This window comes from Staphylococcus sp. GDY8P85P, assembly GCF_017892405.1.
GTDB classification, from domain to species: Bacteria; Bacillota; Bacilli; order Staphylococcales; family Staphylococcaceae; genus Staphylococcus; species Staphylococcus borealis.
In genome coordinates, this window is sequence record NZ_JAESLA010000040.1 from 5,597 (window position 1) to 27,199 (window position 21,603).

General features: G+C 30.1%; 20 protein-coding genes, 2 pseudogenes and 1 CRISPR repeat array. Of the genes and pseudogenes, 20 read left to right on the plus strand and 2 right to left on the minus strand.

Annotation, left to right across the window (positions count from 1 at the left end; all coding sequences use genetic code 11):
* Positions 1-89 precede the first annotated feature (89 nt).
* The gene (locus KA828_RS08595) at positions 90-518 is read right to left on the minus strand and encodes a VOC family protein (RefSeq protein WP_000671996.1); all 429 of its coding nucleotides are present in this window, start codon (positions 516-518) and stop codon (positions 90-92) included.
* Positions 519-598: 80 nt separating this feature from the next.
* Here KA828_RS08595 and KA828_RS08600 point away from each other — a divergent pair, with 80 nt between their 5' ends.
* From KA828_RS08600 to KA828_RS08645, 11 genes and pseudogenes are all read left to right on the plus strand, one after another.
* Complete coding sequence (locus tag KA828_RS08600; RefSeq protein ID WP_000750311.1) at positions 599-1,528, plus strand: helix-turn-helix transcriptional regulator; 930 nt, start codon at positions 599-601, stop codon at positions 1,526-1,528.
* A gap of 39 nt (positions 1,529-1,567) precedes the next feature.
* Positions 1,568-1,660, plus strand: a pseudogene (locus tag KA828_RS13420) (LEM-3-like GIY-YIG domain-containing protein); the annotation flags it as partial.
* 29 nt (positions 1,661-1,689) lie between these two features.
* A complete protein-coding gene (locus KA828_RS08605; RefSeq protein ID WP_001038847.1) occupies positions 1,690-3,678 on the plus strand; it encodes a hypothetical protein in 1,989 nt (662 codons plus the stop codon).
* A gap of 194 nt (positions 3,679-3,872) precedes the next feature.
* A complete protein-coding gene (locus KA828_RS08610; protein ID WP_000283873.1) occupies positions 3,873-4,982 on the plus strand; it encodes a DNA polymerase in 1,110 nt (369 codons plus the stop codon).
* Entirely contained in the window at positions 4,975-5,343 is a 369-nt protein-coding gene (locus tag KA828_RS08615) for a hypothetical protein (RefSeq protein ID WP_001058155.1), read from the plus strand. The genes KA828_RS08610 and KA828_RS08615 overlap by 8 nt, the downstream gene beginning before the upstream one ends.
* The gene (locus KA828_RS08620) at positions 5,343-6,959 is read left to right on the plus strand and encodes a DUF5906 domain-containing protein (RefSeq protein WP_001015575.1); all 1,617 of its coding nucleotides are present in this window, start codon (positions 5,343-5,345) and stop codon (positions 6,957-6,959) included. The genes KA828_RS08615 and KA828_RS08620 overlap by 1 nt, the downstream gene beginning before the upstream one ends.
* A gap of 224 nt (positions 6,960-7,183) precedes the next feature.
* Complete coding sequence (ccrC, locus tag KA828_RS08625) at positions 7,184-8,863, plus strand: cassette chromosome recombinase CcrC (RefSeq protein WP_000676592.1); 1,680 nt, start codon at positions 7,184-7,186, stop codon at positions 8,861-8,863.
* Between the two features lie 88 nt (positions 8,864-8,951).
* Positions 8,952-9,290 (plus strand): SAUGI family uracil-DNA glycosylase inhibitor, encoded by a 339-nt coding sequence (locus KA828_RS08630; RefSeq protein ID WP_000175888.1) that lies wholly within the window; start codon positions 8,952-8,954, stop codon positions 9,288-9,290.
* Between the two features lie 93 nt (positions 9,291-9,383).
* Positions 9,384-9,695, plus strand: coding sequence for a DUF960 family protein (locus KA828_RS08635; protein WP_001024805.1), 312 nt, complete (start codon positions 9,384-9,386; stop codon positions 9,693-9,695).
* Positions 9,696-9,709: 14 nt separating this feature from the next.
* Positions 9,710-10,213, plus strand: coding sequence for a DUF1643 domain-containing protein (locus KA828_RS08640; protein WP_001092190.1), 504 nt, complete (start codon positions 9,710-9,712; stop codon positions 10,211-10,213).
* Between the two features lie 14 nt (positions 10,214-10,227).
* On the plus strand, positions 10,228-10,449 hold the full coding sequence (locus KA828_RS08645) for a hypothetical protein (RefSeq protein ID WP_001015193.1): 222 nt from the start codon (positions 10,228-10,230) through the stop codon (positions 10,447-10,449).
* A 72-nt stretch (positions 10,450-10,521) separates the two neighbouring features.
* On the opposite strand, the pseudogene KA828_RS13170 reads toward KA828_RS08645, so the two are convergent.
* Positions 10,522-11,082 (minus strand): annotated as a pseudogene (locus KA828_RS13170) (DUF3387 domain-containing protein); the annotation flags it as partial.
* 383 nt (positions 11,083-11,465) lie between these two features.
* Positions 11,466-12,498: direct repeats of the CRISPR family, unit length 36 nt; unit sequence GATCGATAACTACCCCGAATAACAGGGGACGAGAAT.
* 73 nt (positions 12,499-12,571) lie between these two features.
* Here KA828_RS13170 and cas1 point away from each other — a divergent pair.
* Genes cas1 through cas6 form a run of 9 tightly spaced genes read left to right on the plus strand, consistent with a single transcriptional unit; the run spans position 12,572 to position 21,086 of the window.
* Positions 12,572-13,477: a type II CRISPR-associated endonuclease Cas1 gene (gene cas1, locus KA828_RS08660; RefSeq protein WP_000655859.1), complete on the plus strand. Its 906-nt coding sequence runs from the start codon at positions 12,572-12,574 to the stop codon at positions 13,475-13,477.
* Complete coding sequence (gene cas2, locus KA828_RS08665) at positions 13,477-13,782, plus strand: CRISPR-associated endonuclease Cas2 (protein WP_000281076.1); 306 nt, start codon at positions 13,477-13,479, stop codon at positions 13,780-13,782. Before cas1 ends, cas2 begins: the two co-directional genes overlap by 1 nt.
* A gap of 13 nt (positions 13,783-13,795) precedes the next feature.
* Positions 13,796-16,069 (plus strand): type III-A CRISPR-associated protein Cas10/Csm1, encoded by a 2,274-nt coding sequence (gene cas10 / locus KA828_RS08670; protein ID WP_000359017.1) that lies wholly within the window; start codon positions 13,796-13,798, stop codon positions 16,067-16,069.
* Positions 16,070-16,071: 2 nt separating this feature from the next.
* Positions 16,072-16,497 carry a type III-A CRISPR-associated protein Csm2 gene (gene csm2, locus KA828_RS08675; protein ID WP_000599362.1) on the plus strand — a complete coding sequence of 142 codons (426 nt, stop codon included), beginning with the start codon at positions 16,072-16,074 and terminating at the stop codon, positions 16,495-16,497.
* A gap of 1 nt (position 16,498) precedes the next feature.
* Positions 16,499-17,143: a type III-A CRISPR-associated RAMP protein Csm3 gene (gene csm3 / locus KA828_RS08680; protein WP_000286998.1), complete on the plus strand. Its 645-nt coding sequence runs from the start codon at positions 16,499-16,501 to the stop codon at positions 17,141-17,143.
* Between the two features lie 10 nt (positions 17,144-17,153).
* On the plus strand, positions 17,154-18,062 hold the full coding sequence (csm4, locus tag KA828_RS08685) for a type III-A CRISPR-associated RAMP protein Csm4 (RefSeq protein WP_000208937.1): 909 nt from the start codon (positions 17,154-17,156) through the stop codon (positions 18,060-18,062).
* Between the two features lie 2 nt (positions 18,063-18,064).
* A complete protein-coding gene (gene csm5, locus KA828_RS08690) occupies positions 18,065-19,087 on the plus strand; it encodes a type III-A CRISPR-associated RAMP protein Csm5 (RefSeq protein ID WP_000153149.1) in 1,023 nt (340 codons plus the stop codon).
* Entirely contained in the window at positions 19,087-20,355 is a 1,269-nt protein-coding gene (gene csm6, locus KA828_RS08695) for a type III-A CRISPR-associated CARF protein Csm6 (RefSeq protein WP_000865879.1), read from the plus strand. Before csm5 ends, csm6 begins: the two co-directional genes overlap by 1 nt.
* Positions 20,352-21,086 (plus strand): CRISPR-associated endoribonuclease Cas6, encoded by a 735-nt coding sequence (cas6, locus tag KA828_RS08700; protein WP_000608705.1) that lies wholly within the window; start codon positions 20,352-20,354, stop codon positions 21,084-21,086. Before csm6 ends, cas6 begins: the two co-directional genes overlap by 4 nt.
* The last annotated feature ends 517 nt before the right edge of the window (positions 21,087-21,603 follow it).

Sequence of the window (21,603 nt, forward strand, 5' to 3'; positions counted from 1 at the left end):
CATGAAATTAGCATCATGCTAACAAGTTAACACAAAGTATTATTTTAAAATTGAGATTAGACATTTATTTTTCAACTTTGCAGCAGAACCTAATTTTTTCTCTTTGTAAATAAATGCAAAGAGATACCATAAGGATCTCTTACATAACCATAACCTTCAGTATAGAATTCTGGACTAAATGTTTTCAATACCTCACTGCCTTTTTCTATTAACTGGTCATATACATGTTTAGTTTCTTCTACTTGGTCAAAAGTGAGACAAAGAGATATATTATTACCTTGTGTTATGGGCAAACCTTCAGTGTCATCTGCGATCATAATTTTTATATCTCCAAATTGAAGTACACATTGATCAATTTTATTTAAATCATTTTCGTCAATATTAAGTTTCTTATCTATAGGTCTATCTTTAATACGTTGAATATACAGTGTTTTAGCGCCAAACAGCTCTTCATACAACTTTTTTAAACCCTCTGCATTTTGAGTGATTAAAAAATATGGACTTACTTGAAATTTCATGTTTTTTCCTCCTTAGATTTGTTATAAATAGAGTATATACTTAATTAGTGTCATCTATTGACACTAAAAGGAGAATAATAATGAAAAAATCTGTTAGATTATATAATATGATTGAATATTGTAATGAAAATAGGAACTTCAAATTAAATGATTTAATGTCAGAATTTAATATTTCTCGTAGTACCGCTTTAAGGGATATAAAAGAAATTGAAGCATTAGGAGTACCTTTATATAGTAATCCAGGGAAAAATGGTGGTTATACGATCATAGGTAATCGAGACCAAACGAAAATAGCAATCTCAGATGAAGAGTTGAAAGCTTTAGTATTTACACTTTCGAGTATTTCAAATGTGAGTAATCTACCTTTTCAAACAGAATATCAAGAAATATTAAAAAAATTATATAATAACTCGAATAAAAAAGAGTTAATAAACCAATATAATGATCTATTTCAATATTTTAATGAAGATAAGTATCAGTTCAAAAGTTATAAGTTATTTAATGAAATCATTAGATTGATAATTGAGAATAAGTCTTTTGAAACCTGTTATTCACAAAACTATATTAAAGAACAATATAAAGGTATTGGCATTATGTATAAAAATCATCAATGGTATTTTGTTGTAGCTAATATAGAATCAAAGTTAGTGAATCTATTAAATATTTCGAAAATAAAAGAACTATATGAAATGGGAGAGACTCAAGAGTGTAATGATATAACTATGCAGAATTTTCAACAGTTCATGGTTAAAAATGAAACAGCTATTGATATTCTTATTAGAAGCAATGTTATGGGATTGAATATCTTGAAAGGCTACCTGTGGAGTGACTATATGATTGAAAATATTGACGAAGAGACATATTTATTTAAATCAAAAGTGAACGCGAAAGATATAGATTTTATAGCTAAGTTAATTGTCACAGGTGGTGTCAATGTAAAAGTAGAGACCCCTAATAGTTTGAAAAATGCTGTTAAAGTTGAATTAACTAAAATAATAAACATGTATTAATAGTAATTTAATCATAATTGTAATAACAAAAAGATGACAACATTAAACAATTTAAATTTATACAAAAAAGCATTACCAAATTTAAAATTGGGTAGTGGTAGTGCTACAGCATACATAAATAGTTATAATTAAATAAAGATGGGTCAATGAAGGTGAATTAAGTGAATAAAAATATTACAGCTCTAAAATCTACTGAAAATACTACATATATGCAGTATACGGTTCATATCGATGATCAAATTATAAATAATATAAAAGAGTGTACCAAAAAGTTTAAAATTTTGCCTATGGAAGATAAAATTCCATTATCACCGTTGTTACAACCAGAATATGCAGGAGAGGTACAAGATTTTATTAGTACATATGAGCAGTTTATGATTAATTTTGGTAAAGTAATATTGGATAGTCAAGGCATAAAAATACAGTTTGAAAGTGAATCATTAAGTAGTATTCAACGAGGCATTCAAGAACATTGTTACTTAAATGAGCGAACAAATGACATTGATGTGACTAAAGAATGGTATTTATGCAAATTTTCAAATCAAATATTAGAAGAGGATAAAAATCAATTGTATAATGCTTTAAAGCAACTCATGAATGATTCTAAAAATAAAAAGCAAGCTTTTCAAGAGGTGTTTAAGGTTCATATTGATATTTATCTCTACAATAAAGAAAAATCTGAATATAAGTATCAAGTATCTAGTTATTTCAATCTTGTAAAAGAAAATCCTAAAATAACTTATAAAAAAAGACATTTACAAGAGAAACAAGGTGTCAAGGGTACAACTTTCACGAACAAATTAAAATTATTGAACAAAATGTATGGTGTAGATGTTGCAAAATATCAGCCATTTTATAATTCTAATAATCCTGAATATGAAAGAGGTCAATTTGGTGAAAGATACATTTCTCAAAGATCTAACTATGAATTTAATAGACTTCAATATCAAATTATAGATATGTTATCGAAAATACTTGATAAGCATCCATTACCAAAGTCAGATAATAATTATAAACATATTCCAACTATTGAAAAAGCAATATTAAGTGGGGATTCTCATAGTTTTTATGAGTATTTTGAAGATATAATGAAAGAAATTATAAGTATGGAAAATTCTTCTTTAAAGGAAAAATTATTGACTGATTTTACATATCAATCTCAATGTAGATGGTACTCTGAAAGTGAAAAATTAAAATTGCAACTTGAAAGTTTTATGCATAAAGTTTTGGAGAGCAATTATTATGAGGGTAACAAATTATATAGAATGTTGTCTCATGCAATTGAAGAAACAATCAATGAGGCTGATGAAGATAAGGTTCATTTCAATTATTTTAAAGATTATTTTTTGACAGACGGTGGGGTGAAGAATTGGGAGCAGATTAGCGAGAAAATTACTGAATTCAATGGTAAAGTTATTAACGATATCCAAAATGAATATAATAAGATTCAATTTAATAACGCAAATCGAAATCAGAAACTAAACTTTAATTATTTATACCATTGCTTTGAGTTTAGTAATAACTTAGTAAAAGCAAGGGTAAATGGAAATAGAGGTTACATTTTATATTTTGTAGATAAATATAAAATAAAAATGCCCTTTTTGGATCAATTATTAATCAATTATTTGAATCAAGAAATAGGTCAGGAAAGTATTAATTATAATATGCAAACATTGTTTGAAAAAGAAAGATATGATAGAAGTAGTACCATTGAAAAATTAGTAGCAACAAGCAAATTTAAGTATGAAAAAGATGATTCAGATTTATTCAAACAACTTTTCAATGATGTTGAAAATTCAATAGACAGATTAGGTATTTACTTACTAAATAATGGTATAAATTCGAATGATGAAAATGCAAGATATTATAGATCGTTTTTAAAGGAACTTAGTAGAATAAAAAGTAAATTAACGCCATTTTCTCTTGAAATAAGTAAGTCTAGCGGAAGAGAGCAACATTATCCTGATGATGCTATTGATGATAAAGATGAGAGAAGAAAAAATAAAGAAGAAACATATCATGCTTTTGATGATAAAAGCGATATTGACTCCAAATTAAAGAATAAAATAAATGTTTCTATCGATAATTTATTGTCAGTTAAAATTAAGAGCAATTTGTATGATATTAGTCCAAATACAAAAAAACAATAACTATAATGAGCCAACTCAAGAATGAGTTGGCTTTTTAATTGTAATTTTACGCTTCCATTACAGGAATCAATGTTATGGAAGCCATTAAGCAATTAATTTGAGTCATTTATAGTATAGGTACAACGTTGTGATGTTCACATGATAATCAGCCCGGGAGATTATTGTGTAATAACTTATAGAAGGAGCAAATCACCATGTATCAAGCAAATATACGTGATTTAATTACAAAATTGCCTCAAAGCAATAAAACAGAACACTTTTTAATGAACAAATTTTCAAATCAAGATAAAGTTCAGCAGCTACAAAGACAAATTAGCCAACAGCTAGATCAACAATATAATGAGCTTTTGGCTAATGAAAAAGCTAAGCTAGACCAATACGTGGAAGTACACCATAATTTAGAACCATTAAAGAAAGAGATTGAATCAGAATCTATTAACCTTGATACCGATAAATTACCTGATATCAAAGCGACAATGCTTGAAAAGGCTAAGAACGATGAACATTTTGATAAAATCGAACAGCTATTTGATAGATTAGATCAGTCATTAAATGGTACGAATCGATTATATACGCAATTATCGTTGATTGGCACACGAACACATCGGATCACAACGAAAAGATTTAATGTTCAAGGCTTGCCTAAATTAGTCCAACAAATGATTTTACCTTCGCAATTTAAAAAGGTTTATACAATAGATTTTAAATCATTCGAACCATCAGTTGCTGCGTATATGACACAAGACGAACAACTGATTGACTACTTGAATCATGAAGAAGGGTTATACGATGCATTACTGAGAGACTTATCTTTGTCAAAAGAGAAGCGCGTGAGTGTGAAACGTGCATTTATAGGGTCATTTCTTTTTGGCGGTCGTTATAGTAGCTCTAAATTCAAAATCAATCAAGAGGTTAGTGAAATTAACTGGCTACAAGTAATGAGCAAATTCAAGAAGGTCATTGAATTTAAGGAGCAAGTCGAAAAATATAAAACAATGCCTACGCCTTACGGCATTGAACATGATATGAGCGCATTTCAAGGTAGTAGTATTATGGCAATTTATGTACAAACGGTAGCAAGCTATATTTTCAAGCACATTTTGTTGGAAGTGTACAAAGCACAGTGCGAAAAAAAAACGTTCAAGATTATAGTGCCGATACACGATGCGATTATGATTGAATGTAATGATAAGGGGATTGCACAAAATGTAGCACAGCTCATGAAAGATACAGCTAATCAACTGTTTAATGGTGAATTTGCACATGTGACAGTGGAAGCTTTAGGAGGTATAGACAATGAATAATGATAGAGGAAAAAGTCTTCAAATTCCCCAAAGTACATTGTTAAAAGAAGGATCTATATACGTTGCTACGTTACATTCTGTGTACGAGAAGAACTTCTCAGGTGATATTAAACATCAGTTTACGTATGAAGTAGAACTTAACCAAGAAACGCACTATGTAAATCGCAATATTACCGTAAAATCTATGAGTCACCAATTATCAATTGCTGATTGGATTAAACGTCACAGTAACTATAACGTAAACCACATTAATTATGATCCATACATTGATCGAAAACATTTGGTCCTTGTAGGGCAATATAACGGAAATTATTATATTCAAGATGTAGCACCATTAGATGAATTTGGAGGGGTATTGTAATGAATCATATTTTAGAAATGTTAATAAAATTATTAAAAGTGGGTATGGAGGCAATCGACCGTAAAGGTCTGATTGCCATCCTAACAAGTAGTATTGGAAATGATGAAATGGATGATTCTGAACAAGCTGTAATGGTGTATAACGAGCTTATCGATAAGCTACAGCTTAACATTCCTAAAGATGTCGACTATAGACCTAACATATACAGTTATTTTGGTATTCAAAAAAAGCCAAATGACACAATATTAGTGGAAATGATGATATGTATTTTTCATATCAAGCGTTTTGATTCAGAGTTGTTTGTTTTCAAAGATAAAGGTTGGCAAAAGGTAAGTGAAGATGAATTGCAAGGGTTGATATCTAAAATGATACAAGTGTTGCTAGTTGATTATAAACCTTCACTAAGTACTTTGAAAAACGTAGTAGATGGCATACAGAAATCAACGGACATAGAAAAACTTGTTGAGCATAGACAGTACATTGGTTGTGGACGAAATATGTTCAATCTAAAGACCTTTAAAGTGGTTGATAATGACCTTGAAATATTCCCTAAAACACGCTTAGATTTGGAATTAGATATAAATGACACGATTACGGACAAGATACCCCCGAATTTCAAACAATATATGTTAGAGTTGGCGAATTATGACCATGATTTACAATATTTCCTTTTCCAACATATGGCAGTGTTATTGACGGCAGATACTAAACTACGTCGTGGACTTTTTTTGTATGGAACTGCAAAAAATGGGAAATCGGTCTATATTAAATTAGTTAAGTCATTCTTTTATAGTAATGATATCGTATCTAAAACACTTAATGAACTTGGCGGGCGTTTCGATAAGGAAAGTCTAATTGGTAAACGAATTATGGCAAGTGATGAAGTGGGGAAAGCTAATATTGATGAAGCAACTGTGAATGATTTCAAAAAATTACTATCTGTTGAACCAATTCATGCTGACCGTAAAGGAAGAACGCAAGTAGAAGTTACTTTAGATTTAAAACTCATTTTTAATACGAATGCTGTACTCAATTTTCCATCATCACATGCAAAAGCATTAGAGCGTAGAATTGCTGTTATTCCATGTGAATATTATGTTGAAAAAGCTGACCCTGACTTAATTGAAAAGTTACAGGATGAAAAGAAAGAAATCTTTCTTTACTTGATGTATGTGTATAAGCAAATTGTAAAAAATGATATCGAGTACCTCCAAAATGATCGTGTTACTGAAATTTCTCATGATTGGTTAAATTTTGGATATGAATTTGTTTCTAGTAAATCAGCAAATATTGCACATCAGAAAGCGTGTATTAATTTACTCAGAAAACTTATAGAAATCAAACCAGGGTCACGTATCAAAGTGTCTAGGCTAAATGAGGTTATTAGAGATGAAATTAAAGTAAGCTCTCAAGTTATTAATGATTTGGTTCAAGCTAACTTTAATGTACAAAGTAGACTAAATAATGGTTATAAGTATTGGGTCGATTTAGGATGGAAAGAAACTGATAAAAAAGATGACATGATTTCATTCGATAAAAATGAGAATGTAACAGATGATGAATTCTTATACGAAGATGATTTGAACTTAGGTTGGGAGGACTTTGACGATGAATAATGAACAAATTGAAGCATTTGTAGAAGTGCTTGTGCCTATCATAGAAGAACGTATCAATAAAGGTAAGTAATCTAATTACGTACTACAGGCAGTTGCCTGTAGTACTCATATGATTAAGTGGTAAAAGTGATAAAAATGAAACGAAATTATAAATATATATTATCTATATGTTGTTACAAGACCGATGGTCTGTAGCAATAATCTAATAAAAGGAGCGGTATGATATGAAGGGTAAAATTGCACTTTATTCACGTGTTAGTACGTCTGAGCAGTCAGAACATGGTTATTCTGAAAAGGAGCAGGAACAACTACTCATCAAAGAAGTTATGAAAAATTTCCCAGGTTATGACTATGAGACATATACTGACTCAGGCATTTCAGGTAAAAATATTGAAGGTCGTCCGGCAATGAAACGTCTATTACAAGATGTTAAGGATAATAAAATCGAAATGGTATTAAGTTGGAAATTGAATCGTATTTCTCGCTCAATGAGAGACGTGTTTAATATTATTCATGAATTCAAAGAACATGACGTAGGGTATAAATCGATTTCTGAGAATATTGATACATCCAATGCTTCTGGAGAAGTACTCGTTACAATGTTTGGACTAATAGGATCTATAGAACGCCAGACTTTGATTTCCAATGTGAAACTTTCTATGAATGCTAAGGCAAGGAGCGGAGAGGCAATCACCGGTCGTGTTTTAGGCTACAAATTATCACTTAATCCATTGACACAGAAAAATGATTTAGTTATTGATGAAAATGAAGCTCATATTGTACGGGAAATCTTTGATTTATATTTGAATCACAATAAAGGATTTAAAGCAATCACGACAATTCTAAATCAAAAAGGATATCGTACCATTAATCAAAAACCATTTTCAGTGTTTGGCGTGAAATACATTTTGAATAATCCAGTCTATAAAGGCTATGTCAGATTCAATAATCATCAAAATTGGGCTGTTCAGCGAAGAAGTGGTAAAAGTGATAAAAATGATGTGATATTGGTCAAAGGTAAGCATGAAGCCATTATAAGTGAAGATGTATTTGATCAAGTTCATGAGAAACTAGCTTCTAAAAGTTTTAAACCGGGTCGACCTATTGGTGGAGATTTCTACTTACGTGGCCTTATTAAATGCCCAGAATGCGGAAATAATATGGTATGTCGACGGACGTATTATAAAACGAAAAAGTCCAAAGAACGCACAATCAAACGCTATTACATTTGTTCATTATTCAATCGCTCAGGAAGTTCTGCCTGTCATAGTAATGCGATTAATGCTGAAGTCGTCGAACGCGTAATCAATGTTCATTTGAATCGTATTCTTTCACAACCTAATGTTATTAAGCAGATTGCGTCAAGTGTGATAGAAGAACTGAAACAAAAGCATAGTAAACAAACAGAAATAAAATATGATATTGATAGTCTAGAAAAACAAAAAGCAAAAGTTAAAACACAACAAGAACGATTATTGGAATTGTTCTTAGATGATGAAATGGATAGCGAAATGTTAAAAGCTAAACAAAGTGAAATGAATCAACAGTTAGAAGTATTAGACCAACAAATTAAAGAAGCAAAACAAGCAAATCAATCACAGGATGATATACCCAATTTTGATAAGTTAAAAGCACGACTCATTTTGATGATAACACGATTCAGTGTGTACTTAAGAAAGGCTACACCCGAAGCTAAAAATCAACTTATGAAAATGTTAATTGATTCAATTGAAATTACGACAGATAAACAAGTAAAACTTGTAAGGTATAAAATTGATGAAAGTCTTATCCCTCAATCTTTGAAAAAAGATTGGGGGTCTTTTTTTATACCTAAATTTAACTTTGTGATAAATGTCACAAAGAAAAATAGGATTGAAAATTTATCACTTTTACCACTTTTTTAGAGTGACAAAAGTGGAGGAGTTTTGAAATATTTTATAAATATATATTTTATTTATGGAGTACACATTATTAATTAAGGAGGTCATTATAATGACGCTAAGCAAACAACTTAAAACGTATATCACTGAACGATTTAAATTAAATTATCAAGAAACTTGGGCTTGTGAAACCATAGATGCGGTGGCTGAAGATGTATTACCTGAAAAATATATTAAAAATAGTCCACTTGAACATAAAATTTTAAATACTTTTACCTATTACAATGATGAATTACATGAAATCAGCATTTACCCTTTTTTATGTTATCTAGATAAGGAATTAGTAGCAATAGGTTATTTAGATAATTTTGATTTAGACTTTATATTTTTAAATGACACTCATCAAATTATTATTGATGAACGCTACTTGTTACAAAAAGGGGGCGAGTAATTATGAACTGGATCAAGGTTGCTCAGCTATCTGTTACAGTCATTAACGAAGTGATTGAGATCATGAAAGAAAAGCAGAATGGAGGAAAATAGTATGAACATCAATCGATACATCACGAGAGGCATTAGTGAACAACTATCTCTAGACCTTCAAATCTTACTTTGGCACATGGTAGAAGAAAAAGATAACCAGCCTCATACCGATTACCTACACATTTTCAAACTACAAGAAGATGATAATATGTTGTCAATTACACATGAACAAGAACAGCCCGCATACAAGTTAGAATATCACTATATAAACTATGAAAAAAATCAAAATGCATTACCTAAGAAAGTCTACGTCATTCGTGAAGATGATGTAGACGTTTTTTATTATGTGATGCTTTTACCAGAAGAATACTAAAAGGAGTGACGTTGATGAATACAATCAAAAGTACGATACACACAGAAGCTATATTTAGCGATGATGAACAACACCGCTACTTACTCAAAAAGACTTGGGATGAAAAGAAACCTGTTTGTACAGTGATAACGATGTATCCTCATTTAGATGGCGTATTATCACTCGATCTTACTACTGTTCTTATCCTCAACCAATTAGCGAATTCTGAACAATATGGCGCTGTATATCTAGTGAATCTATTCTCTAATATTAAAACACCAGAGAATCTTAAACATATTAAAGAACCTTATGATAAACACACAGACATCCATTTGATGAAAGCAATTAGTGAGAGTGATACAGTAATTCTAGCTTATGGCGCCTATGCAAAGCGGCCTGTTGTCGTCGAACGTGTTGAGCAAGTGATGGAAATGTTAAAACCTCATAAAAAGAAAGTCAAAAAACTCATAAACCCAGCAACAAATGACATTATGCATCCACTTAACCCTAAAGCACGTCAAAAATGGATTTTGAAATAAAAGGAGGATTATCTATGAACCATGAAACTACACACTCAGACTGGCGAACGGTTGCTAATTGTTTAGCATCACAAAATTATATATCGATCGTAAAAGGATTAGTACATCATTTCACAGCGATTGAAGATGAAGAAATACTAGATAAAATCTATGAAGATTTTATGAATAATGGCTCTATTACAACGGTACTTAACAATGATTTACAAGATATTATTAATTATTACCTATCAAAATAAAAATATATTACTTTTAATAAAATTAGAGCATCCTTCACTTTGCGGTGAGAGATGCTCTTTTAGTTTATTTTTTTATTGATTACTCGCCATAAGTTCTGCTTGCTCTACAGCCATTTTTATAAATCTGGTGGATAGCTATATTTTTTAAGTAATCGTCTAACAGCTACGCGCATTTTAGCTTTTGCGCTATCACGTTTAGACCAATCACCCCCATATTTTCTTTCACTTTTTTAGTTAGCTCATGAGCAATCGCACGTAGTTCTTCATCTTCCATTCCTTTTTTTCGCTGTTTCATGTGAAACTAAAGCATCGTAAAAATGCGATTTCATCTGAATTTAAACCTAATTCATTTCCTCGTTGTTGTTCTTGTTTAATATCTTTGGCGAGTTGAATGAGTTCTTCAATCACTTTTGATGTTTCAATGGAACGGCTATTATATTTATTAATCGAATTTCTTAACATTTCAGAGAAACGTTTAGATACCGTCGCATTCGTTTTCATTAATGATTTGACTTGTCCCTTGAGTAATCGATTTAATAATTCTACCGCCACATTTTTCTGTTTCAATCCTTCTACATCTTTTAAAAAGTCATCAGATAGGATTGATAAATCGGGTTGTTCAAGACCTAAAGTTTAATAAATGTCAAGTCAATGAAATCTTCAGTTAATAGTGTATATTTGATTATTATTAGTTTAAATATATTAAAATTAAATACTTATTATATATGGTTCTTTACTATTTTAGAAGTATATTTTTTATTTTCCTGAACAGTAGTTATTAAATTTATCTCTTATTTTAAATTAGAAAGGAAGAAAAAGTTAAATTTATATTAAGTTTTATATATGATTAATTATTAACGTATTAAATGTAGTATACTCTTAATATATAGAAAATTATCATAATATTTGTCAAAAAAAGTGACATTTCATATAGTAGCATGGTGTTAGTTGTCACAGTTTTTGACAGCCAAAATAACACTTGAACCTTTGTGGTTATGCTATTTATTAAAGTATCTGATCGATAACTACCCCGAATAACAGGGGACGAGAATAATGAACAAGTTCATTAATATATTGTAAATCATGGATCGATAACTACCCCGAATAACAGGGGACGAGAATTTTAGATAGCTGTGATTTTGTTTTTACAACAAATATGATCGATAACTACCCCGAATAACAGGGGACGAGAATTCTATAAGTTCATTAATTCCGATACCTAGATTATCTGATCGATAACTACCCCGAATAACAGGGGACGAGAATTTTTTTCCACCCTTTCAGATCATCTATGATCTTGGATCGATAACTACCCCGAATAACAGGGGACGAGAATAATTTTCTAATTCTATAAGTTCATTAATTCCGATGATCGATAACTACCCCGAATAACAGGGGACGAGAATTATACTATTTACATAATTTTTTATGTGTCTGTCTACGATCGATAACTACCCCGAATAACAGGGGACGAGAATTAATAGTGTTGTTCTCTATTAAAAGATACAATCCTGTGATCGATAACTACCCCGAATAACAGGGGACGAGAATTAGAATGTTATTATCTAAGTGGTCGATGTATTCCGATCGATAACTACCCCGAATAACAGGGGACGAGAATTTTTCTTTAACTGTTTTTACTGCCCATTTAATAGTGATCGATAACTACCCCGAATAACAGGGGACGAGAATATAAACCCGTTCAATTCGTTATCTTTAAATTCTTGGATCGATAACTACCCCGAATAACAGGGGACGAGAATACAACTTCGTCATCTTTCATCATTTCTCTTACATCAGATCGATAACTACCCCGAATAACAGGGGACGAGAATATATTTCTTCCATGAATAACACCCTCCTTTTTTCTAGATCGATAACTACCCCGAATAACAGGGGACGAGAATAAGTTAACGGCATTACCTAATAAAAATATTTTAGGGATCGATAACTACCCCGAATAATAGGGGACGAGAACGGTAATAGTTGCTCAATAGGTAATAAAACGTCGGTGATCGATAACTATCCCGAATAACAGGGGACAGAGTGTAAATTTAATTACACTCTAAAATTTGTAAATTTTTAATGGAATACGCATTGATTAATTTTTAGGGGATGAAAAATGAAAGATGTTATTTATGTAGAAAATCATTACTTTGTTACCGTGAAAGAAAATAGTATTAAATTTAGAAATGTAATAGATAAAAGTGAGAAATTTTATTTGTTTGAAGAAATAGAAGCGATTATTTTTGATCATTATAAAAGCTATTTTTCTCATAAATTAGTAATTAAATGTATAGAAAATGATATCGCTATTATTTTTTGTGATAAAAAGCACTCTCCATTAACGCAACTTATTTCTTCTTATGGTATGACTCATCGTCTTCAAAGGATTCAAAGTCAGTTTCAATTATCTGGGAGAACTAGAGATAGAATTTGGAAAAAGATTGTTGTAAATAAAATTATTAATCAATCAAAATGTTTAGAAAACAATTTACATAATGAGAATGTGAAGTTATTAGTAAACTTAGCAAAAGATGTTAGTTCTGGAGATAAAAGTAATAAAGAAGCACAGGCTGCAAGAATTTATTTTAAAGATTTATACGGTAAACAATTTAAACGTGGACGGTACAATGATATTATTAACTCAGGGTTGAATTATGGGTATTCGATACTTAGATCTTTTATAAAAAAAGAACTAGCTTTACATGGATTCGAAATGAGTTTAGGCATTAATCATCGTTCGAAAGAAAATCCATTTAATTTAGCAGATGATATTATTGAAGTTTTTCGTCCTTTTGTAGATAATATCGTGTACGAGATAGTTTTTAAGAAAAATATTAATACATTTGATGTAAATGAAAAGAAATTATTGTTAAATGTTTTGTATGAAAAGTGCATTATAGATAAAAAAGTGGTGAGGTTACTTGATAGTGTGAAGATAGTTATTCAATCACTTATTAGATGCTATGAAGAAAACACCCCTACTTATTTATTACTACCTAAAATGATTGAGGTGGGGAACTAATGTATTTATTAGTTAGTTTTGACTTACCTAGAGATACTAAATTTGAACGTAGAGTCGCAAGTAAGTATCGTACTCGATTATTAGAACTCGGTTTTAGTATGAAGCAGTTTAGTTTATACGAGAGGTATGTCAGCGATGTTCAAAAAAAAGATAAGATTTTAGAAATTCTGCAACAAGAAATTCCTGATACTGGAAGTATTACACTATATGTCTTACCTGATGAGGTAAATAATAGTCAGATTACCATATTAGGAAAAGAGGTTAAGGTTGTTGTGCGAAAAGAACCTAAGCTAATTTTTCTATAAAGTGGAGGTTACAATGGATAAAAAAACGACATTAATGTATGGTTCTTTACTACATGATATAGGTAAAATTATCTATCGGAGTAATGATCATGCATTTGCAAGAGGAACGCATTCAAAGTTAGGATACAATTTTTTATCTCAATTTTCAGAATTTAAAGATAACGAAGTGCTCGATAGTATTGCTTATCATCATTATAAAGAACTTGCAAAAGCTAATTTAGCTAATGATAATACAGCTTATATTACCTATATTGCCGATAATATTGCGAGTGGTATTGATAGACGAGATGTTATAGAAGAGGGCGACGAAGAATACGAAAAACAAGCATTTAATTTTGATAAGTATACACCTCTATATAGTGTGTTTAATATTGTGAATTCTGAAAAATTGAAACAAATAAGTGGAAAGTTTAAATTTTCTAATGAAAGTAATATTGAGTATCCTAAAACTGAGAACATTCAATATTCAAGTGGAAATTATACAACACTAATGAAAGATATGAGTTATGATTTAGAGCACAAATTAAGTATTAAAGAAGATACATTTCCTTCATTATTACAATGGACAGAAAGTCTATGGCAATATGTGCCAAGTTCGACAAATAAAAATCAATTAATTGATATTTCTCTTTATGATCATAGTCGTATTACATGTGCTATTGCTAGTTGTATATTTGATTATTTAAATGAAAATAATATACATAATTACAAAGATGAATTGTTTACAAAGTATGAAAATACCAAAGAATTTTATCAAAAAGAAGCTTTTTTACTACTTAGTATGGATATGAGTGGTATTCAAGATTTTATTTACAACATAAGTGGTTCTAAAGCATTAAAAAGTTTAAGATCTCGTAGTTTTTACTTAGAAATCATGCTTGAGGTAATCGTTGATCAATTACTAGAAAAATTAGAATTAACACGAGCAAATCTTTTATACACTGGTGGAGGCCATGCATATTTATTAGTCTCTAATACAGATAAAGGGAAAGAAAAAATAAATCAATTTAATACTGAATTAAAAAATTGGTTTATGTCAGAATTCACTACAGATCTCTCATTATCAATTGCTTTTGAAAAATGTAGTGGTAATGACTTAATGAATACTAGTGGTAATTATAGAAATATTTGGCGTAATGTCAGCAGTAAGCTTTCTGATATTAAAGCACATAAGTATTCTTCAGAAGATATATTAAAATTAAATCATTTTCATTCATATGGGGATCGAGAATGTAAAGAATGTTTAAGAAGTGACATAGATATTAATGATGATGGATTATGCAGTATATGTGAAGGAATCATTAATATATCAAATGACTTAAGAGATAAATCATTCTTTGTACTGTCAGAAACTGGAAAATTAAAAATGCCATTCGATAAATTTATATCGGTTATCGATTATGAAGAAGCAGAAAGGTTAGCACAAAATAATAATCACATTCGTATTTACAGTAAAAATAAACCTTATATTGGTGTAGGAATATCAACGAATTTATGGATGTGTGACTACGACTATGCTAGTCAAAATAAAGATATGAGAGAAAAAGGTATTGGAAGTTATGTAGAAAGAGAAGAAGGCATTAAGCGTTTAGGCGTTGTACGTGCCGACATTGATAATCTTGGCGCTACATTTATATCAGGAATTCCAGAAAAATATAATTCAATTTCAAGAACAGCTACATTGTCTCGTCAATTATCATTATTTTTTAAATATGAATTAAATCATTTATTAGAAAATTATCAAATTACAGCTATATATTCAGGTGGCGACGATTTATTTTTGATTGGCGCATGGGATGACATTATAGAAGTAAGCGTTTATATAAATGAAAAGTTTAAAGATTTTACTCTTGGTAAATTAACAATGTCTGCTGGTGTTGGGATGTTCAGTGGTAAGTATCCAATTTCTAAAATGGCTTTTGAGACAGGTCTACTTGAAGAAGCAGCTAAAACTGATGAAAAAAATCAGATAGCACTTTGGGTGCAAGAAAAAGTATATAACTGGGATGAGTTTAAAAAGTATATCTTAGAAGAAAAACTTCTCGTTTTACAACATGGGTTTTCACAAACAGATGAACACGGAAAAGCCTTTATTTATAAAATGTTAGCTTTACTGCGAAATAATGAAACTATTAATATTGCTCGCTTAGCCTATTTATTAGCAAGAAGTAAAATGACAGAGGAATTTACATCTAAAATTTTTAATTGGGCTCAAAACGACAAAGATAAAAATCAATTAATTACAGCTTTAGAGTATTATGTTTATCAAATAAGGGAGGTTGATTGAGTATGATATTAGCTAAAACAAAAAGTGGGAAAAAAATAGATTTAACTTTTGCACATGAAGTAGTAAAAAGTAATGTAAAGACAGTTAAAGATAAAAGAGGTAAAGAAAATCAAGTTTTATTTAACGGTCTTACAACAAGCAAGTTAAGAAATTTGATGGAGCAAGTGAACCGACTTTATACTATTGCATTTAATTCGACTGAAGATCAATTGAATGAAGAATTTATCGATGAATTAGAGTATTTAAAAATTAAATTTTATTATGAAGCAGGTCGAGAAAAAAGTGTTGATGAATTCTTGAAAAAAACATTGATGTTCCCAATTATTGATAGAGTGATACAAAAAGAATCAAAAAAATTTTTCTTAGATTACTGTAAATACTTTGAAGCTCTAGTTGCATACGCTAAATATTATCAAAAGGAGGATTAATATGTATTCAAAAATTAAAATTTCAGGAACAATTGAAGTAGTTACTGGTTTACACATCGGCGGGGGCGGTGAATCTAGTATGATTGGCGCAATTGATTCCCCTGTAGTTAGAGATTTACAAACTAAATTACCTATCATACCTGGCAGTTCAATCAAAGGAAAAATGAGAAGTTTATTAGCAAAGCATTTTGGCTTGAAAATGAAACAAGAGAATCATAACCAAGACGATGAAAGTGTTTTAAGATTATTCGGTTCAAGTGAAAAAGGAAATATTCAAAGAGCTCGTCTACAAATTTCTGATGCATTCTTTTCTGAAAAGACGAAAGAGCATTTTGCACAAAATGATATTGCTTATACAGAAACGAAATTTGAGAATACAATTAATCGTTTAACTGCAGTTGCAAATCCAAGACAAATTGAGAGAGTAACAAGAGGATCTGAGTTTGACTTTGTATTTATTTACAATGTCGATGAAGAATCACAAGTTGAGAATGATTTTGAGAATATTGAAAAAGCAATTCACTTATTAGAGAATGACTACCTTGGTGGCGGCGGTACCAGAGGTAACGGACGTATCCAATTTAATGATATAACTATCGAGACGGTTGTTGGAGAATACGACAGTACAAATCTTAAAATTAAGTAGGTGAAAGACATTGACAACAAAAGTATTTAAACTTTCTTTTAAGACTCCTGTTCATTTTGGGAAAAAAAGGTTGTCAGATGGGGAAATGACAATAACTTCTGATACTTTGTTTAGTGCGTTATTTATTGAGGCGCTTCAATTGGGTATAGAAACTGATTGGTTATTAAACGATTTAATCATTAGTGATACATTTCCTTATGAAAATGAAATTTATTATCTTCCTAAACCTTTGATAAAAATTGAATCTAAAGAAGAAGGCAACCATAAAGCATTTAAAAAGTTAAAATATGTTCCGGTTCATCACTATAATCAATATTTAAATGGTGAGTTAAGCGCTGAAGATGCGACAGATTTAAATGATATTTTTAGTATTGGGCATTTTTCTCTACAAACAAAGGTTTCATTATCAGCACAAGAAATTGATTCAAGTGCTGACAGTGAACCTTATTCAGTGGGAACATTTACTTTTGAACCTGAAGCTGGTTTATATTTTATTGCAAAAGGATCAGAAGAAACCCTTGACCAATTAAAAGATATTATGACTTCATTACAGTACTCAGGTTTAGGTGGTAAACGTAATGCAGGATATGGACAATTTGAATATGAAATAATAAATAATCAACAATTATTTAAGTTATTGAATCAAAATGGAGAACATTCTATTCTTTTATCAACGGCAATGGCTAAAGAAGATGAGATAAAGAGTGCTTTAAAAGAGGCAAGATATATTTTGAATAAACGTTCTGGTTTCATACAATCAACAAATTATTCTGAAATGCTAGTTAAAAAAAGTGATTTCTATAGCTTTTCTTCTGGTTCAGTTTTTAAAAATATCTTTAACGGTGACGTTTTTAATGTTGGACATAATGGTAAACACCCAGTCTATCGTTATGCGAAGCCTTTATGGTTGGAGGTATAAGTATGACAATAAAAAATTACGAAGTTGTTATTAAAACTTTAGGTCCAGTTCATATTGGTAGTGGTCAAGTTATGAAGAAACAAGATTACATTTATGATTTCTACAATTCTAAAGTTTATATGATTAATGGAAATAAACTGGTTAAGTTTTTAAAAAGAAAAAATATACTCGATACATATCAAAACTTTTTGAGATACCCACCAAAAAATCCAAGAGAAAATGGACTAAAAGACTATTTAGACGCTCAAAATGTTAAGCAAAGTGAATGGAAAGCATTTGTGAGTTATTCTGAAAAAGTTAATCAAGGTAAGAAATATGGAAATATACGGCCTAAACCGCTAAATGATTTACATTTAATGGTAAGAGATGGACAAAATAAGGTGTATCTTCCGGGAAGTTCAATCAAGGGAGCTATTAAAACAGCACTTGTTTCAAAATATAATAATGAAAAAAATACAGATGTATATAGCAAAATTAAAGTCAGCGATTCAGAGCCTATTGATGAAAGACATTTAGCAATTTATCAAAAAATAGATATTAATAAAAGCGAAAAACCAATGCCTTTATATAGAGAATGTGTAGATGTAGATACTGAAATAAAATTTAAATTAACCATAGAAGATGAAATTTATTCTATTAATGAAATTGAACAAAGCATCCAAGATTTTTACAAAAACTATTATGACAAATGGTTGGTCGGTTTCAAAGAAACAAAAGGTGGAAGACGATTTGCATTAGAAGGCGGTATGCCCGATGTTCTAAACCAAAATATTTTATTCTTAGGAGCTGGCGCAGGATTTGTTAGTAAAACGACACATTATCAATTAAAAAGTCGAGAACAAGCAAAACGAGATTCTTTTGATATTTTAACTAAAAAATTTCGTAGAACTTATGGGAAAATGAAAGAAATGCCTTCTAACGTACCAGTTGCTCTAAAGGGTACAACTAATCAAAGTCTTCATGTTTCATATCAACAAGGTATGTGTAAGATTAGTTTTCAAGAGTTAAATAATGAGGTGCTATAATGAAAGTACTATTTAGTCCAATAGGTAACTCAGATCCATGGAGTAATGATAGAGATGGTGCAATGCTTCATATTGTGCGTCATTATAAACCTGATGTAGTCGTTTTATTTTTTACTGAAAGCATTTGGAATGGTAATAGAAATATACCTGGACGTAAAAACTTCGATTGGGAAAACATTGTTTCAAAAGTATCATCGAGAACAAAAGTGGATATAAAAGTGGATAGTATTAAATATGAAAATGATTTTGATAGCTATAAAGATATATTTCACTTTTATATAAATGAGATTAGAACTAAATATTCTGATGCAGAAATTTTATTAAATGTTACAAGCGGAACACCACAAATGGAGTCAACTTTGTGTTTAGAATATATTTCTAATCCTCATAATATGAAATGTATACAAGTTTCAACACCTGCTCCTATTGAAGGACCTAAACGTTCATTTGCGAAACTTGAAACTGTGACTGAAGATTTAAATAAAGTTAATGCTAATGAAAAAATGGCTTCTAATAGAAGTAAATCAATCAATATTATTAGTTTTAGAGAAGTGATGGTGCGCTCTCAAATAAAAAGTTTAGTGAATAATTATGATTATGAAGGTGCACTGAATTTAGTAAGTGATCAAAAGTCTTTTCGTAATGGTAAACTATTAAGGAAAAGATTATTGGAATTAACAAATCAGATTAAAACGCATGAAGTTTTTCCAGAAATTAATGATAAGTACAGAAGTGTTGCTTTAAAAAAATCATTATTCCATTATTTATTATTAAATATGCGATATAATCGTCTTGATGTAGCTGAAACGTTAATAAGAGTGAAATCTATTGCTGAGTTTATACTTAAAACATATATTGTGGGTCATTGGCCTACTCTAATAATTGAAAAAGATGATAAACCTTATTTAAATGCTGAAGATAATTTATCTTTTATTTATAAATATAAATTACTATTAGAAAAAAGAAGACAGAATTTGGATGTTTCAAGGATTCTAGGTCTACCTGCGTTTATAGATATACTTACAGTATTAGAACCTAACTCTAAACTATTAAAAGAAGTTAATGCTGTAAACGATATAAATGGTTTAAGAAATTCTATAGCTCACAATTTGGAAACATTAGATTTGGATAAAAATAAAAATTATAAGAAAATAATGTTATCTGTTGAAGCAATAAAGAATATGTTGCATATCTCATTTCCCGAGATAGAGGAAAAAGACTATAATTATTTCGAAAGAAAAAACAAGGAATTTAGAGAATTATTATGATAAATAAAATTACAGTAGAATTAGACTTACCAGATAGTATTCGTTTTCAATATTTAGGAAGTATTTTACATGGTGTGTTAATGGACTATCTTCCTAATGATATTGCTGATCAGCTACATCATGAATTTGCTTATAGTCCATTGAAGCAAAGAATATATCATAAAAACAAAAAAGTAATTTGGGAAATTGTTTGTATGTCAGATCGATTATTTAATGAGATAGCCGAGCTATTCACTTCTAAAAACAGGCTGTTTTTAAAATATTACCAAGTTTATATTGAGATTTATTCTTTTAATATTGAGAAAGTAAACGTTCAAAATATTATGAATCAACTCTTAGAAACAGAGGAATTGAATCGATATGTAAGAATTAATATACAGACACCTATGTCTTTTAAATATCAGAGTAATTACATGATTTTTCCTGAGGTTAAACGTTTCTTTAGAAGTATTATGATACAATTTGATGCTTTTTTCGAAGAATATAAAATGTACGATAAAGAAACATTAGATTTTTTAGAAAAAAATATTAATATTGTTGACTATAAATTGAAAAGTACACGATTTAACTTAGAAAAAGTTAAAATCCCTTCATTTACGGGAGAAATAGTGTTTAAAATTAAAGGACCCTTACCTTTTCTACAACTAACTCATTTTTTATTGAAGTTTGGCGAATTTTCTGGATCAGGTATGAAAACAAGCTTAGGCATGGGGAAATATAGTATAATATAACTAGAGTATAGCTGAAATTTAGTTGTCAAAAAATGTGACATTCTGCACTTATAGTACAAGTGATTTGTCACTATTTTTGACAGTAAATTTTGCCTTTGAACTATTGATTTGATAGGCTTTAAAGAGCTATCTAAATTCGATAACTACCCCGTAGAAGAGGGGACGAGAACTCTTCTAAGACGCGATATGATTCTAATTGGTCTTCATTCGATAACTACCCCCGTAGAAGAGGGGACGAGAACTGATATACTCCTTTACCATGTATTAATTCTGGACCACTATTCGATAACTACCCCGTAGAAGAGGGGACGAGAACTCATATTCGATCGTGTATATCAAAACTTTATGCATTCGATAACTACCCCGTAGAAGAGGGGACGAGGATCTCATCTTGATGATCCCAATTGGCTTGGTTAAAAAGAAATCGATAATCCTCGTAGAATAGAGAAAAAGTATTAAAAATATATTTGATTTGATAAAATATTCTGCAAAAAAGAGGAACAAAAAATCAAGATTT